Consider the following 16,558-nt stretch of genomic DNA (forward strand, 5'->3'; position numbering starts at 1 on the left):
TCTGCACTAAAATTTCTTTTTTTCATTGGAGCACCTGTGTTGTTCTGAGGTGAGCATATCACCTCTGTTCAGGTGGCCAAATTCAGTATTCCACTACAGTACAGACCAGGCCAGTCGCGTTATCGAATCACTAAAGAAATGGCAAGCCCGCGAACGCAAGGCTCAGTCTGTTCAGTGAGGGGTAAATCATGATCACGACGATGGAAGAGAAGCGTCATAAGCTGTTGTCTGAAGTTGCCGATCACGTTGCAGAGACAGCAACAGATTACGGCTGTTCTACAGAGCACGCGGAACAACTGGGGCTGGCCGTCGCTAATTTCCTGGCTGAACATTTCGGCGGGCAAAATTTCACGTTCCCGCGTGATTATGTCTATAAGCTGGCTGTGCGTGATCTACAGATTTACAACGAGCACAAAGGCAACAATTGGGCGGAGCTAAGTTCAAAATATGGCATCACTGAACGTGGTCTGAGAAAGCTGATTCATCGTGTTCATCGCCGCATGATGAAAAGCCGACAGCCGAATCTGGATCTGTTTGATGACGAGGATAAGTGATTGTGGATAAAATTTTTACCATCAATCGTTTTATCGCGGGTTTTGGCGTATCGACTGAGTTGTGGTACACCACTCGTAAGAACGACTCAAGAATGGTCAGCATATTCAAAATTGGCTATATTTCTGACGTCATCCCTACGACAAAAGATTATCGTTTTTTTTCGTCGTGCTAATCGTACCGTTCGTGATATTCAGGATCGGCTGGGCTTTTGACAGAAAGCAGACCTGAACGTAAAATTAAGGGCAGAAGAGTTAAATTTTTTGCCCTTGTTTTTTTACAGTATGTGAAAGGTAATTACAGTAATCTATCCCGATAAATCCCCAGTGGTCTCACTAAATCCCATTTATCTCAGATTCTCTTAGTTGTTTATCTCACTTCTAATCAAGACGCCCTCGAATTTTTCTTTTTATATTTATACAACTAAGTTATGGCAGTGTGTTTTTCGCTTATATCGCCCATCATCAATTTCCATGCGACGAAAAAGCGATATAGCCAAAAGTAATCAGCCAATGAACGTCAGCTAATTTCTTGCCAAATAAATGATGTGGACGAGTATCTCTCTCACGTCAATACGGTAATCGCAAGCATACTGTTATGTTCGGCAAGCAAGGTATAATCTGTTTAACGTGTGCATGATTAATATGATTAAGAGTGATCCCCCATGATCAGCCAGATCGATCTGATTCTTTCTTTACTGCAACAAATGTGCGTGTATTTGGTTATCGCCTATTTGTTGAGTAAAACCCCGCTATTCATCCCTTTGATGCAGGTCACGATCCGTTTGCCCCACAAGCTGGTGTGCTATCTGGTGTTCTCCGTGTTCTGCATCATGGGAACCTATTTCGGTCTGCACATTGATGATTCCATTGCCAATACCCGCGCCACCGGCACGGTGTTGGGCGGCATGCTGGGCGGCCCTTCGGTCGGCTTTCTGGTGGGATTGACCGGCGGGCTTCACCGCTATTCTATGGGGGGCATGACCGCCCTGGCCTGTATGCTGTCGACCATTGCCGAAGGGTTGATCGGCGGTCTGTTGCATCGCTATCTGGCGCGGCGCAATCGCATCGATCTGCTGTTCCAGCCGTTGGTGGTGGGGTTGACCGCGCTGGTGGCTGAGATCTTGCAAATGGTGATTATTCTGCTGGTGGCGCGTCCCTTCGGCAACGCCGTGGAACTGGTGCGGGATATCGCGTTGCCAATGATGATCACCAACACCATCGGAGCCGCCATGTTTATGCGTATTCTGCTCGACAGGCGGGCGATTTTCGAGAAATACACCTCAGCGTTTTCCGCCAAGGCGCTGCAAATCGCCGCCCGCGCCGAAGGTGCTTTACGTCAGGGCTTCAATCAGCAGAACAGCATGCGCGTGGCGCGTATTCTATACGAGGAACTCGGCGTCGGGGCGGTCGCCATCACCGACCGCGACAAACTGCTGGCGTTTATCGGGCTGGGCGACGATCACCATAAGGTCGACTCGCCGATCACCTCATCTCATACCCGACGCGCCATTGATAACAATCAGGTGGTCTACGCCGATGGCAACGAGGTGTCTTACACTTGCTCCATTTCCTCCCACTGCAAGCTGGGTTCAACGCTGGTGATCCCGTTGCGCGGCGAAGAACAGCGCGTTATCGGCACCATCAAACTGTATGAGCCTAAGAACAAACTGTTTTCCAGCATCAATCGGACGTTGGGGGAAGGCATCGCCCACCTGCTGTCCGCACAGATTCTGGCCGGACGCTTCGAGCAGCAAAAACAGTTGTTGGCGCAGTCGGAAATCAAGCTACTGCACGCGCAGGTCAACCCGCATTTTCTGTTCAATGCGCTGAACACGTTATCGGCGGTGATCCGCCGTAATCCCAACCACGCCCGTCAGTTGGTGTTGTCCCTGTCGACTTTTTTCCGCAAAAACCTCAAACGCAGCAACGATGAGGTATCGCTTAACGACGAAATGGAACACGTTAATGCTTATCTGGAAATCGAAAAAGCGCGCTTCGCCGATCATCTGACGGTGGAGATTTCCCTGCCTGACGACTTGCTGGAAGCCCGATTACCCGCATTTTCTCTGCAACCCATCGTCGAGAATGCCATCAAGCACGGCATTTCCCAGATGATCGACAGCGGTTATATCCACATCCGCGGACGTATGCGCGCCAATACGCTGGAACTGACGGTGGAAGATAATGCAGGCATGTATCAGCCACCCGAAGGGGGCGACGGGCTGGGCATGAATCTGGTGGATCGGCGCATCAAAGCCCGCTATGGCAACCGTTACGGCATTACGGTGGTCTGCGAATCCGAAAGATTTACCCGTGTTGAGGTGCGTGTACCGCTGATTTCACCGCGCAAAGCGCTGGAGAATATTGGAAAGGCGGCTTAATCGCCGAGCGTTGGAAGAAAAGAAGCTGAACACAGGCGCAATCCCCAGCGGATTGCGCCACAAAACAAACCGGCGTTACAGCAGAATACGCAGCATGCGACGCAACGGTTCAGCCGCCCCCCACAGCAACTGATCGCCGACCGTGAAAGCGGACAGGTACTCCGGCCCCATGTTCAGTTTACGCAGACGGCCAACCGGCGTTGACAACGTACCGGTGACGGCGGCGGGCGTCAGTTCACGCATGGTGATCTCACGATCGTTCGGCACCACCTTCACCCAATCGTTATGGGTTGCCAGCAGGTGCTCGATTTCCGGCAGCGCCACGTCTTTTTTCAGTTTTATCGTAAACGCCTGACTATGACAGCGCAGCGCCCCTACGCGGACACACAACCCATCAACCGGGATCAGTTGGCTGGCGCCGAGGATTTTGTTGGTTTCCGCCTGACCTTTCCATTCCTCACGGCTCTGCCCGTTATCCAGTTGTTTATCGATCCACGGGATCAGGCTACCGGCCAACGGCACGCCGAAATTATCGGTCGGCAGGGTGCCGCTGCGCGTCAGCGCCGTGACTTTACGTTCGATATCCAGAATAGCCGACGCCGGATCTTGCAGTTCTTTGGCGACTTCGCTATTCAGCATCCCCATCTGCACCAGCAGTTCACGCATATGCCGTGCGCCGCCGCCGGAAGCGGCCTGATAGGTGGCGACCGATACCCAGTCAACCAAATCGTTGGCAAACAGACCGCCCAGCGACATCAGCATCAGGCTAACGGTGCAGTTGCCGCCGACAAACGTTTTAATACCCTTATCCAGACCTTGCTTAATCACCGCGTGGTTAACCGGGTCCAGAATGATAATGGCGTCATCTTTCATGCGCAGAGAAGACGCGGCATCAATCCAGTAACCCTGCCAGCCGCTTTCACGCAGCTTCGGATAGACTTCGTTGGTATAATCCCCCCCCTGACAGGTGATGATGATATCCAGCGCGCGCAACGCGTCCAGATCGTAGGCGTCCTGCAATACGCCTTGCTGACCACCCAATGCCGGTGCAGGTTCGCCGTGCTGCGAAGTAGAAAAGAATACCGGGCGGATGGCATCAAAGTCGCGTTCTTCCTGCATGCGTTGCATGAGAACCGAACCGACCATACCGCGCCAGCCAATAAAACCAACATTTTTCATGGTAACTGTCCTGCCTTGGGGCAATAAAAAGAATTCTGGCTGTTTTAATGTCGTAAATACATTAAGAATGATGTATTTCCACCATACAAAATGTACATAAAGTCGCAAGTGAATTTATTCGATGGCGCCACGTTTTTTAGCAGTGATTCTAATATCGCCATGCTGTAATTTTAGGAAACAGGATTTCAGGAGTAAAAAAAACACCATGACGGAAATGATCTCGGCAACGGTTCTGTTGCTGCTAATAATGGACCCCCTGGGCAACCTGCCGGTCTTCATGTCGGTGCTCAAGCATTTAGACCCGAAACGCCGACGCGTGGTGCTGATCCGCGAGATGTTGATCGCGCTGGGGCTGATGCTGATTTTTCTTTTTGCCGGCGAGCACATACTGGCGTTTCTCAACCTGCGCACCGAAACGGTATCCATTTCGGGTGGTATCGTGTTGTTCCTGATCGCCATTCGTATGATATTTCCCTCGAAGGAGGGAAACAGCAGCGGTTTACCCGCCGGTGAAGAGCCTTTTCTGGTGCCGATGGCGATCCCGCTGGTGGCCGGCCCGTCGATCCTCGCGGCGCTGATGCTGCTGTCGCACCAATACCCGGATCAATTACCGCATCTGACCCTCGCGCTTTTTATCGCCTGGGGCATCTCTTTTATTATTCTGTTGATGTCGGATCTGTTTTTGCGTCTGCTGGGAGAAAAAGGCGTCAGCGCGTTGGAAAAACTAATGGGGTTGATTCTGGTCATGCTTTCGACCCAAATGTTCCTTGATGGCGTGCGCGCTTATATGAAGCTGTGATCCCGGCGCGTTTTCAGCGTTGTTGACCATTTTCAACGTTGTTTAGCGTGGTGGGCTGGAATAGCCCACCATTAAAAGCGGCGACTTGATGCGATTTTAATATTCAGAAGAAATAATTATACCGGCGGCAAATCAAACAGCAGAATTTCGCTGTCCTGACTGGCGTGAACCGAGAGCGTTTCTTCATCCCATATCGCCAGCGCATCGCTGGTTTGCGCCTGATGACCGTTAATCGCCACGCTGCCGCGCACCACCTGAATCCAGATACGGCGTTGCGCCTGGGCCTGATAAACAGACTGTTCCTGCGGTTTCAACGCCCAGCGCCATAATGTCATATCCTGAAAAACTTTCAGCGAGCCCTCACGGGCGTCCGGCGACAACACCAGTTGCCGTCCTTGCGGAACATCGAAGCGTTTCTGGTCATAGCGCGGCGTCAGCCCGGTCTTTTCAGGGATAATCCAAATCTGATACAAATGCAGCAGTTCATCACGGCTGGCATTATATTCGGAATGGCGGATGCCCGTCCCGGCGCTCATGATTTGAAACTCGCCGGCCTGAATCTGTTCTTTGTTGCCCATGCTATCCTGGTGTTCAACCGTTCCGCTCAACACATAGGTCAGGATTTCCATGTCTTTGTGCGGATGCGTGCCAAAACCTTGTCCGCCTTCTATCCTGTCTTCATTGATGACGCGCAACGCTGAAAAACCCATGAATTGACGATCGTAATAATCGGCAAAGGAAAAGGTATGCCAGCTATCCAGCCAACCGTGGTTGGCGTGTCCGCGATCTTGCGCTTTACGTAAATAGATCATGTCAGTCACTCCCGCGTTTTGATAAGTCAAAGTCTAACGGGTGATAGGGAATAAGATAGCGTAAAAAACTTAACGCTCTGTTCAAAAAATCAGAACAGGTGTGGCAACACGCGATGGGAAAAGCTCAGAGTAAGGCGAAAAACGGACAAAAAAAAGCCAGCACCCGAGCTGGCTAAATAAAATACTGGAAGCAATGTGAGCAATGTCGTGCCTTCACAGCAAAACCGCGGTTATCACGTGAACATCATTTATACAAACATCGTCTATATAAACCATCAATACACGCCATATCGCTGGTTTCCCCGGAATGCATGGCAATAATAATCATTATCATTCGTATCTGTAAAGTTTTTTTTAATACGCCGTCGACTGTTCGCTACGCCTTCTCCATCAATGCCCGCGCAAGTAGCGTGACAGGATGCTCACAGGGTTTACTGGTGGACATTTCGATTTGCCATTTACAGGTTTCGCAATCGGTCACCACCACATCCGCCCCGCTTTCTTCTATCTGGCGGAACAGTGACGCGCCAATACCCTGCGCCGTGGTGTAGTTTTCCTTTTTGAAGCCATAGGTGCCGGCAATGCCACAGCACTGAGAATCCAGCACCGTCAGTTCAATGCCGGGAATGCGCTGCAACAGCGCGAGCGTATAAGCCGTCCACCCCATGCGCTCCAGATGGCATGGCGTATGATAGGCCACGCGTAGCGGCAGCGCACGCAGCGGCAAGGTGCGCCCCTCATCTTCCAATAAGCGATAGAGACGACGCGTAACCAGTTCGATGCCTTCACGCACATTGCCGTTATCGACGCCCAACAGATGCGGATATTCATCCCGTAGCGTAAAGGTGCAACTGGATGAGGTCGCCACCACCGGCAGCGTTTTGCCGTTGATCGCCTCGTCCAGCGCGTTGATGTTGATCCGCGCCTGTTTACGCGCCTGATCGTGATAACCATTGGCAATCAGCGGCACCCCGCAGCATTTCTCTTTGCTCAGCAGTTGCACGCCGATGTCCAGCGCGTTGAACACCCGAATCAGGTCTTTCCCCAATTGGGGATGGTTGTTGTTCACGCAGCAGCCGTGAAAGTAGGCGATTTGTTCGCAATAGCGCCGTTGCTGTTCCGCCTGCTGGCGATACCAGCGCCGAAACGTCCCGAAAGCATATTTTGGCAACTGACGACGATGGTCGATTTTCAGCGCTTTATCCAGCAACTGGCGCACTGGCTTAAGGCTGGTCGCGGTATTGACCAATGGCGCAAAGGGCGTCGCCACCGTTCCCATAAAATCGGTATGACTCAGGATAGCGTCACGCAATGTCGGTTTGTGTTCACTGTAGCTGGCTTTCGCACGCTGAATGATGTCGCCGATTTTCACATCCGAAGGACAAGCCACTTCACAGCGCTTACAGTTGGTGCAATATTTTAATGCTTCATCGTACAAAGCGGGATCTTTACGCCGTAACCGCTCACCATCCGGGCCAGCCTGCTTCGGCCCCGGATACGCTGGGTTAACCCGCGATACCGGGCAATAGGTGGTACATACCGTACACTTGATGCAATTCTCAAAACTGTTGTCGGTCAGCAGACTCATGGGTTGCTCTCCTTCAGTATCTGGTCGGCGACATACAACGCGCTTAACAGGGAGACGCCCGCGCCACATCCCTGAGCGATCGGATCGAACCCTTCCAGTACCGCGCCAATGGCATACAAGCCGGCCACGGTTTTACCGCCAACGGCGGGCCGCAGGCATTCATCCGTCATCACGCCGAATTGCATATAGGGTTGAGCGGCAAAGACATCCTGTTGACTCCAGCACTCGCGACGGGCCTCGAAACGCACATCCAACCCGAATACCGGCTCAGTGATCCGATCGAATTGCGCAACCAGACCATTGCTGAAGAAACTGCCGCTGGCCAGGACCACCTGCGTCGCGCGCAGCGGGATATCGCCGTGATTGCGGGTATACAACCGCGCATCATGCGGCCCCAGTTCGGCGCGCGCCACGCTATCGCCCGGCATCACCATGCCACCCAATTGGCGAAAACGGCGCGACAACGCCTGATGCAAACGCAACCCTAACAATGATGGCGGCAACGTGGGCAACAGCATCACGGGTTTGCCGATGGCATTGTGCAATTCGCGCAACACCGATGCGTTTTCCAGCCCCAGACACGCCGGCATAATGACCACATCGTTGCCGCTGGACAACATGCTCAGTTCATCGCTCAACGTCGCCAGATTGTCAGGATCATCCAACAGGCGGGCGATATTCACCGACCGAAATTCGCTGGGGTTGAGACGTAAACCATCCAGCACCGGCAGTTTTAATTCATCACTGCGGGCGGTGATCCCTTGCTGCTGCAATGCGCCTGCCACAATACGGGATTGAAAATCGAGAAAACCTTCAATACCGGCAATCAACGGCGTTTCCCAATGCGGCGCGTCCGACCAACCGCGCGTCACGCTGTCGATGGGGCTGAGCCAGCAGGGGCGAAACTTGCCCAGCGGCGTCATACGTTGATGGTTTTGCCGATAATCGCCCTGCACCGTGACACCAGAACGGTTGAGCAACGCCTGCGCCTCTGGCAGCAATGCCGTAATTCGTTCGACGCCGATACGCGAATAGGGATGTCGCGGCGCCAGGCTGACCAACTCGGCCAATGCCGATAGCGGCTGACTGACCGCCCGGCCATCCGGCAGGCAAGAGAGCAAATCCAGCGCGCCGGAAGAGAAATGCAACGCGCTTTGTCCGGCGCTGACGATCGCACAACGTTTTCCCGCTTCAGACAACCGAATACCGCAGGTTAGCCCGGCCAGTCCGCCGCCAATGATGACTACGTCATAGCGCATGGTATTCCTCCTGACCGTCATCCGCCGTCAAACCACATAGCCCCTGATAGACCCAGTTGGTAAACTCGCTTTCGCGCAGCGTATTGCCCCAGGCAACCGGGCGAATACCCTTCCAGCGTTCATTCAGAAACTGGCTGAGTTGGCTGATGGATTGCTCCGGCGTCGATTGTCCCAGGCGGCACAATAACCCCGCGGCCCGGCACGCGCACAGTTCTCCCTGACAGGTTCCCATGCCGACGCGCGTTCGCCGACGTAAATCAATCAGGTTATTCACCTGTAACGACTCCACCGCGTAGCGCACTTCACCGGCGGTAACCGCCTCACACTCGCAAACCAGACCGCCGTCCAGACGTTCGCCTGAGCGCAAACGTCCGGCGCGATCGCCGTGACGATAAATCGCCGATCCGCGCAGCGGCGCGGACCACGGTTTTTCATCCGGGCGTTTGGATGCGGCTTGCGCGGTCTGGTGGCGTCCGGCGACAGGTTCAGAACCCGGCAGTGCTCGCTGAGCCGTGGAACAGGCAACGTTATAGCCCAGCTTTTCGCAAATTTTGTCCGTGGTCCATTCGGCCATCAGCCGATAGGTCATCAGTTTACCGCCGGTGATGGTGATAAAGCCTTCCAGCCCATCTCGGCTGGCATGATCGAGCAGCACAATGCCGCGGCTCACGCTGCGCCCGGTCGGATCGCTGTCGTTCGCCACCAATGGGCGTACCCCGGCATAGGCGCGCAAGATCCGCGTGGTCGCCAGCTTCGGCGCCAGCATGCTGCCTTCACGAATCAGGGTATCGACTTCCGCGGGCGTCACCACCATGTTGTCGATTTGGTCGTAATCAATGTGGGTCGAGGTGGTGCCAATCAGGGAAATGGTATCGCCCGGCACCAGAATGTCGGCATCCGCCGGTTTGCGGCAGCGGTTAATAACCATGTTATTAATCCGGTGACCGAGAATCAGCAAGGCGCCTTTGGCCGGAAACATACGCACCCGCAGATCGGCATATTCGGCGATATGCTGCCCCCAGATCCCGGCCGCATTAACGACGATTTTCGCGTGTATTTCTGTTTCAATGGAGCGTTTATGGTCGAAAACACGCACGCCAGTAATGCGATCGCCATGACGGATCAACCCCATCACCTCATGATACGTCAACACTCTCGCGCCGTGCTCGCAGGCGTCGATCATGTTGGCCGCCGTCAGCCGGAAAGGATCGACCGTGCCGTCAGGCACCCGCACCGCGCCGATCAGCGCAGGGTTGGCTGCCGGTTCCAGCCGCAGCGCTTCCCGCGGTTCAATCGCTTGTGCATTGATCCCCGCCTGCCGGCAGGCGGTAATAAACTGGCTCTGCCAGCCAAGATCATCTTCCAGCAGCGTCAGGAACAAGCCGTCCGTGGGTTCAATACAGTGACGAGCGATACGGCGCAGAATGGTGTTTTCTTCAATACACTCGCGTGCGGATTCGCCATCTGTCACGGCATAACGAGCGCCGCTGTGCAACAGACCATGATTACGTCCGGTCGCCCCGGTCGCGATATCATGGCGCTCCAGCAACAGACAGCGTAATCCGCGTAATGCACAATCCCGCGCAATACCGGCGCCTGTCGCGCCACCGCCAATAATAATGACATCGGTTTCCTGGTATGCTTCACTCTTCTGCATCATGTTTGTGCCCCAGACGCTCATCATATGTTGCTATTAGGACACAAAATAGCGATATAATGTTTGATAAAGAGCAATAACGAACAAAAAACGAAATCAAATAGCGAACCAAAGGTTATAGACGTGATTTGAATCACTAAAAATGAACTTTTTATCCCATCAATGTTGTTAACATCATCCCAAAAAATATTACATTGTAATAAAAACGTAACATTTGAGTGATGAATCACAGATACCAACCCGCTTCCTCATTACAATCACGCTCGTAATAGAACAATAAATTGTCGTTTTCATTCGCATTGGAGATATCTATGCTGAGTATTTTTAAACCTGCCGCTCATCAGCCGCGTATGGCAAAAGATCATATTGATCCTGTCTATCGCCGCCTACGCTGGCAGATTTTCATGGGGATATTTTTTGGCTACGCCGCCTACTATCTGGTGCGTAAAAACTTCACGCTGGCAATGCCTTATCTGATCGAACAGGGCTTTTCCCGTGGCGATCTGGGTTTCGCGTTATCCGGTATTTCAATTGCCTATGGCTTTTCCAAATTCATCATGGGCTCAGTATCCGACCGCTCCAATCCGCGCGTGTTCTCATCGGCCGGCTTGATCCTGTCGGCTGCCGTCATGCTGTTCATGGGATTTGTCCCCTGGGCGACATCGAGCATTGCGGTGATGTTCGTGCTGCTGTTCCTATGCGGCTGGTTTCAGGGAATGGGATGGCCGCCATGCGGACGCACCATGGTTCACGGGTGGTCGCAGAAAGAGCGCGGCGGCATCGTATCAATCTGGAATTGCGCGCACAACGTCGGCGGCGGACTGCCGCCACTGCTGTTCCTGCTGGGAATGGCCTGGTTTAACGATTGGAAAGCCGCGTTATATATGCCGGCGTTTGCCGCCATTGTGGTGGCGCTGATCGCGTTTGCGCTGATGCGCGACACCCCGCAATCCTGCGGTCTGCCGCCTATTGAAGAATATAAAAACGACTACCCGGTCGATTACAATGAAAAAGCGGAAGAAGAACTCACCGCCAGGCAAATTTTCATGCAATACGTTTTCCCCAACAAAACTGTTGTGGTACATCGCGATTGCCAACGTCTTCGTGTATCTGCTGCGTTACGGCATCCTTGACTGGTCGCCAACCTACCTCAAAGAAGTGAAACACTTTGCTCTGGATAAATTGTCCTGGACATATTTCCTGTATGAATATGCCGGTATCCCCGGCACGCTGCTATGCGGCTGGATGTCCGATAAGGTCTTCAGGGGCAACCGTGGCGCGACCGGCGTGTTCTTTATGATACTGGTGACCATCGCCACCCTCGTTTATTGGATGAACCCGGCGGGGAATCCAGCGGTGGACATGGCCTGCATGATCATCATCGGCTTCCTGATTTACGGCCCGGTTATGCTGATTGGCCTGCATGCACTGGAACTGGCGCCGAAAAAAGCGGCAGGCACCGCGGCGGGATTCACCGGTCTGTTCGGTTACCTCGGCGGTTCCGTAGCGGCCAGCGCCATCGTCGGTTATACCGTCGATTTCTTCGGCTGGGACGGCGGCTTCATGGTGATGATCGGCGGCAGCATACTGTCGGTGATTTTGCTGGTGGTGGTGATGTTCAGCGAGAAAAAGCACAAAGAAGAATTAGCGAATCGCGTATAATTTTATCTTGTCAGCATTCTTCTGGCGGCGTGTCGTGGGCGCCGCCTTTTCTTTCGCTATCCGCCTTTATCTCCCCTCGCTCGCCATTATCTCAGGAACAGATCACGCAGATAGTTCGGTACAGCGCTTGCGGCGTTGGTGCCGATCACTTCGCGGTCCGGCAACAGATTTTTCAGGCGCTGATGCGCATTCTCCATGACACAGCCTTTCCCCACCATAGACAACATTTCATAATCATTCATGCCGTCGCCGAAGGCGATGCACTCTTTCAGCGAAAAGCCGATGGTTTTCACCACCTGCTCCAACGCATGTCCTTTGGATACGCCGCCCGCCATCACTTCCAGGCAGGTGAGCGCCGAAAAGCTCACATTGACGCGATCGCCCCAGCGCGCATTGATCGCTTCTTCCAGCGGTAACAGTTGCTCATGCGAATCACCGGTAAAGAACACCTTACTGATACCATCCGTTTCCAGCAGACCCGGTTCGAATAATTTGTACTTGAAAACCGACTCGCGGAAAAAACGCTCCTCTTCGGGCCGGATACGGTTCATGAACCAGTCATCGTTGCGGTAGACGTGCGTCAGGATATCCGGGCTAGCATGCATCACATGATACAGATCATGGGCGATATCCTGATCCAGATTGTGACTAAAAATCAGTTCTCCCTGTGTGTTATGTACCCGCGCCCCGTTAGAGGTGATCATAAACGCGCTGATACCCAGACCATCACGAATTTGCGCCACATCCCCATGATGCCGTCCGGTGGCGAACACAAAATGAATCCCTTTTTCGGTCAGCAGCTTGAGCGTTTCTTTGGCATACGACGATAAGGTATGGTCGGGCGACAGCAGCGTGCCATCTAAATCGGAAGCAACGACATGGTACATAACGATGAAATTTAACCTCTGTGGTGTTGGCGGCGCACGCCGCAAAATTTAATGATAATCGGCAAAATGAGCCAGAATCAGCGCAAACGCCTGAGCGCGCAGGTTATCCTTCTCGAACAGGATCTCATGGCGCGCGCCCGCGATAACCTGAGGCGCGCCGCCCGCGCAAGGGTGACCGGCCTGTGCCAGCGCCTGACAAAAGGCATCCTGGCTACAATTGTCCACCACCCGATCTTCCTGCGCCTGCAACAGCAAGATCGGCGTGGTGATATCCGCCGCCCGCGCCAATAACTGTTTACCGGCGATCATCGCTTCACGCACCCAATGATAAGTCGGCCCGCCGACGCGCAACTCCGGGTAATCCGCATAAAATCTGACGTTACGTTGATAGCGTTCACGACTGTGGGTCAACATATTGACCATATAGGGCAAAGGCCGCCATTGTCCGGTGCCAACCGCATAATAGTCACGCATGGCAGGACGTCGCTCCGACCAGTCGAGCACCCGCCACGCCAGCCAGTGAGGGATGGGCAAATGGATACCGCACATCGGCGCGCACAGCGCTGCGGAAGCGAATGCTTCCGGCCGACGCGCCAGAAAATGGGCCAAGATCGCGCCGCCCATCGAGTGGGCCAGCGCAAATCGGCGCGTATAGGCTCGCGGCTCGATTTGCTGTTGCCACAATCGCGCAATGTCATCCACGTAATCACTAAAGCGTAATACATGCCCACGATGACTATCATCCAACAGCCGACCGGATCGCCCTTGTCCACGGTGATCCATCATCAACACGTCATAGCCATGATGAAAAAGATCGTAAGCCACTTCGCTATATTTTACATAGCTTTCAATGCGGCCGGGAAATACCGCTACCACATGCCGATGTTGCGGCGCAGAGAAACGAACAAAACGGATCGGCACATTATCGACGCCGAGGAACTCTCCTTCCTCACGCTGAAGCCAAAAGTTCAGCAACTCTCCGGTAGCAAAGGCAGAAAACTGTGCTTCTCGCGTTAACAGGTTATTGTGATATGGGATCATCATACGTCTCCGGTGCAGACAATAAAGCTAACGGAAAGGCTTTTTGAAATATCAATAACAGCGTATTGTTGCATAAAAAATTTCCAGGCGAAATTTTTAACGTTGCGCAGCAACGGCCTGAAAGGTGGCAGGCAGGACGCGGCCAGAGAAAACAATCAACAGGAAGCATTCGCAATGACCATTGACTGGTGGCTAACCTATTTACTGACAACATTCATTCTCAGCCTCTCTCCGGGTTCCGGCGCCATCAACACCATGAGTACGGGCATCAGCCACGGCTATCGCGGTACGGTCGCGTCAATCTGCGGCTTGCAGGTCGGCCTGTCGATACATATTGTGCTGGTGGGGATTGGGCTGGGCGCACTGCTGGCCAACTCCGTATTGGCGTTCGATATTCTTAAATGGTTGGGAGCAGCCTATCTCATCTGGCTGGGTATCCAGCAATGGCGCGCCGCCGGCTGTTTAAACGGGCCGTGCTGGTGAATCTGACCAATCCCAAAAGCATTGTGTTTCTGGCCGCGCTGTTTCCGCAGTTCATCATGCCGCATGAACCGCAAGCCGCGCAGTATATGGTTTTAGGCATGACAACCGTTGTCGTCGACGTGCTGGTGATGATTGGTTATGCCACGCTAGCGACACGCATTTCAGGCTGGCTGAAAGGCCCGCGTCAAATGCAAACGCTCAACCGGATATTCGGTTCGCTGTTTGTGCTGATCGGCGCGCTGCTGGCTACCGCCAGAAAAACCTGACGCGTCTATTGACCGATTTGATGCCAGCCGGGGTTACCGTCATCACTCGTCGCCGTTATCAACGTGATCGCGGATCATGTTCATAAACGGCGCGCCAAAACGCTCAAGTTTGCGATGACCGACGCCATTAATATTCAGCAGTTCACCGGCGGTAATCGGCATCAGTTCGGCCATTTCCAGCAACGTGGCGTCACTGAACACCACATAAGGCGGAATATTGTCTTCATCGGCGATGGATTTACGCAGCTTGCGCAATTTGGCGAATAGCTTGCGATCGTAATTACCGCCGTAGGATTTCTGACTGGCGCGCGGTTTCAGATTGATCACCCGCGGCACGGCCAACTGCAAAGGCACTTCGCTACGCAGCACCGGACGGGCCGATTCGGTCAACTGTAATGCGAAATGCAAAGCGATATTCTGACTCAGCAGGCCGAGGTGGATCAGTTGGCGCAACACGCTGACCCAATGCTCCTGCGACTTTTCCCGTCCAATGCCATAAACCGGCAATTTGTCATGGCCGAACTCACGGATACGTTGGTTATTCGCCCCGCGCAGCACTTCGACGGTATACCCCATCCCAAAGCGTTGTCCGATTCGATAAACGCAGGAGAGCGCTTTTTGCGCATCGATCAGGGCATCATAACGCTTCGGCGGATCGAGGCAGATATCACAGTTACCGCACGCCTGCTGCCGGCCTTCGCCGAAATAGTTCAGCAACACCAGACGGCGGCAGGTTTGCGCTTCGGCAAACGCGCCCATGACGTTCAACTTATGGCGCTCAATGTCCAGTTGCTGCCCGGCTGGTTTTTCTTCCAGACAACGCCGCAACCAGGCCATATCCGCCGGATCGTAAAACAGCACCGCTTCCGCCGCCAGCCCGGCGCGCCCGGCGCGCCCGGTTTCCTGATAGTAGGATTCAATATTGCGCGGAATATCAAAATGCACAACGAAGCGCACATTCGGCTTATTGATGCCCATGCCAAACGCCACCGTCGCCACCACCACCTGAAGATCGTCACGTTGGAAGGCTTCCTGCACCTGAGCGCGCCGTTGATTATCCAGTCCAGCATGATAGGCCGCCACACTCAGCCCGCGGCTTTGCAGACGCGCGCTGATATCTTCCACCTTGGCCCGGCTGTTGCAATAAATAATGCCGCTTTTGCCGCGCTGCCCTTGAACGAACATCCAAAGCTGATCGAGCGGTTTGAATTTTTCCACCAGCGTGTAGCGAATATTGGGTCGGTCGAAACTACTGATCTGAATAAGCGGCGACTGAAGATCAAGCAGCCGGATAATGTCGCGCCGCGTGGTTTCATCCGCCGTCGCGGTCAGCGCAATAACCGGCAGGTGGGGAAAACGCTGTTTAGCCTGCCCCAACGCCCGGTATTCAGGGCGAAAATCATGGCCCCACTGAGAGATACAGTGCGCTTCATCAACGGCGATCAAGGCTGGCTGCCAGTGAATCAGGTGATCGAGAAAACTGTCTGTCGCCAGACGCTCCGGCGCGATATACAGCAACTTGATTTCTCCGCTGCGGCACCCCGCCATCACCTCAAGCTGCTGCTCACGCGTTTGGGTCGAATTCAGGCAAGCCGCGCTGACGCCATACGCCTGTAGCTGATCGACCTGATCTTTCATCAGCGAAATAAGGGGAGATACCACCAGCGTCAGGCCGTCCATTACCAACGCGGGGATCTGATAACAGAGCGATTTCCCCCCGCCCGTCGGCATCACAACCAGACAATCCCGCCCGCCGATAGTCGCGTTGATGATCGCTTGCTGACCGGGCCGGAATTGTTTGTAGCCAAACGTCTCCCGTAAAACCTGAACCGCAAGCGTTTCCTTATTCAATACTTCCGCCGTAGACACGCGTTCCCCAATCCGATGAAATCCAACAGGCGCTATTTTCAGCGCCGTCCGATAAAACTGCAATGCTTTAAAGAGCAGTGCGTCAGGTTATCGCCATACTTGCGTGTCTGCCCGAAAAATT

The 16,558-nt window shown here is 53.7% G+C and carries 11 protein-coding genes and 2 pseudogenes; 5 read left to right on the forward strand and 8 right to left on the reverse strand.

Going from position 1 to position 16,558, the window contains the following annotated elements:
• Positions 1 to 188 precede the first annotated feature (188 nt).
• Positions 189 to 554, forward strand: coding sequence for a Mor transcription activator family protein (locus DES54_RS07260; RefSeq protein WP_113865982.1), 366 nt, complete (start codon positions 189 to 191; stop codon positions 552 to 554).
• Positions 555 to 1,216: 662 nt separating this feature from the next.
• Positions 1,217 to 2,935 (forward strand): sensor histidine kinase, encoded by a 1,719-nt coding sequence (locus DES54_RS07265; protein WP_113865984.1) that lies wholly within the window; start codon positions 1,217 to 1,219, stop codon positions 2,933 to 2,935.
• Between the two features lie 75 nt (positions 2,936 to 3,010).
• Here DES54_RS07265 and asd read toward each other — a convergent pair whose 3' ends face one another.
• Positions 3,011 to 4,114: an aspartate-semialdehyde dehydrogenase gene (asd, locus tag DES54_RS07270; protein WP_113865986.1), complete on the reverse strand. Its 1,104-nt coding sequence runs from the start codon at positions 4,112 to 4,114 to the stop codon at positions 3,011 to 3,013.
• A gap of 205 nt (positions 4,115 to 4,319) precedes the next feature.
• On the opposite strand from asd, the gene DES54_RS07275 reads away from it, so the two are divergent.
• Entirely contained in the window at positions 4,320 to 4,913 is a 594-nt protein-coding gene (locus DES54_RS07275) for a YhgN family NAAT transporter (protein WP_113865988.1), read from the forward strand.
• 116 nt (positions 4,914 to 5,029) lie between these two features.
• Here the strand turns inward: DES54_RS07275 and DES54_RS07280 are convergent, their stop codons facing one another.
• From DES54_RS07280 to glpA, 4 genes are all read right to left on the reverse strand, one after another.
• Positions 5,030 to 5,725, reverse strand: a complete 696-nt coding sequence (locus tag DES54_RS07280; protein ID WP_113865990.1) for a pirin family protein — start codon at positions 5,723 to 5,725, stop codon at positions 5,030 to 5,032.
• Between the two features lie 376 nt (positions 5,726 to 6,101).
• Complete coding sequence (glpC, locus tag DES54_RS07285) at positions 6,102 to 7,313, reverse strand: anaerobic glycerol-3-phosphate dehydrogenase subunit GlpC (RefSeq protein ID WP_113865992.1); 1,212 nt, start codon at positions 7,311 to 7,313, stop codon at positions 6,102 to 6,104.
• On the reverse strand, positions 7,310 to 8,572 hold the full coding sequence (glpB, locus tag DES54_RS07290) for a glycerol-3-phosphate dehydrogenase subunit GlpB (protein ID WP_113865994.1): 1,263 nt from the start codon (positions 8,570 to 8,572) through the stop codon (positions 7,310 to 7,312). The genes glpC and glpB overlap by 4 nt, the downstream gene beginning before the upstream one ends.
• The gene (glpA, locus tag DES54_RS07295) at positions 8,562 to 10,229 is read right to left on the reverse strand and encodes an anaerobic glycerol-3-phosphate dehydrogenase subunit A (protein WP_113866109.1); all 1,668 of its coding nucleotides are present in this window, start codon (positions 10,227 to 10,229) and stop codon (positions 8,562 to 8,564) included. Before glpA ends, glpB begins: the two co-directional genes overlap by 11 nt.
• A 311-nt stretch (positions 10,230 to 10,540) precedes the next feature.
• Here glpA and glpT point away from each other — a divergent pair.
• A pseudogene (gene glpT, locus DES54_RS07300) lies at positions 10,541 to 11,891 on the forward strand (glycerol-3-phosphate transporter).
• An 86-nt stretch (positions 11,892 to 11,977) separates the two neighbouring features.
• Here the strand turns inward: glpT and yigL are convergent.
• Positions 11,978 to 12,778 carry a sugar/pyridoxal phosphate phosphatase YigL gene (yigL, locus tag DES54_RS07305; protein ID WP_113865996.1) on the reverse strand — a complete coding sequence of 267 codons (801 nt, stop codon included), beginning with the start codon at positions 12,776 to 12,778 and terminating at the stop codon, positions 11,978 to 11,980.
• Positions 12,779 to 12,826: 48 nt separating this feature from the next.
• On the reverse strand, positions 12,827 to 13,819 hold the full coding sequence (pldB, locus tag DES54_RS07310) for a lysophospholipase L2 (RefSeq protein ID WP_113865998.1): 993 nt from the start codon (positions 13,817 to 13,819) through the stop codon (positions 12,827 to 12,829).
• Between the two features lie 174 nt (positions 13,820 to 13,993).
• Here pldB and rhtB point away from each other — a divergent pair.
• Positions 13,994 to 14,568, forward strand: a pseudogene (gene rhtB, locus DES54_RS07315) (homoserine/homoserine lactone efflux protein).
• A gap of 42 nt (positions 14,569 to 14,610) precedes the next feature.
• Here the strand turns inward: rhtB and recQ are convergent.
• On the reverse strand, positions 14,611 to 16,437 hold the full coding sequence (gene recQ / locus DES54_RS07320; RefSeq protein ID WP_113866110.1) for an ATP-dependent DNA helicase RecQ: 1,827 nt from the start codon (positions 16,435 to 16,437) through the stop codon (positions 14,611 to 14,613).
• Between the last annotated feature and the right edge of the window lie 121 nt (positions 16,438 to 16,558).

This window comes from Brenneria salicis ATCC 15712 = DSM 30166 (assembly GCF_003315515.1).
Lineage (GTDB): Bacteria > Pseudomonadota > Gammaproteobacteria > Enterobacterales > Enterobacteriaceae > Brenneria > Brenneria salicis.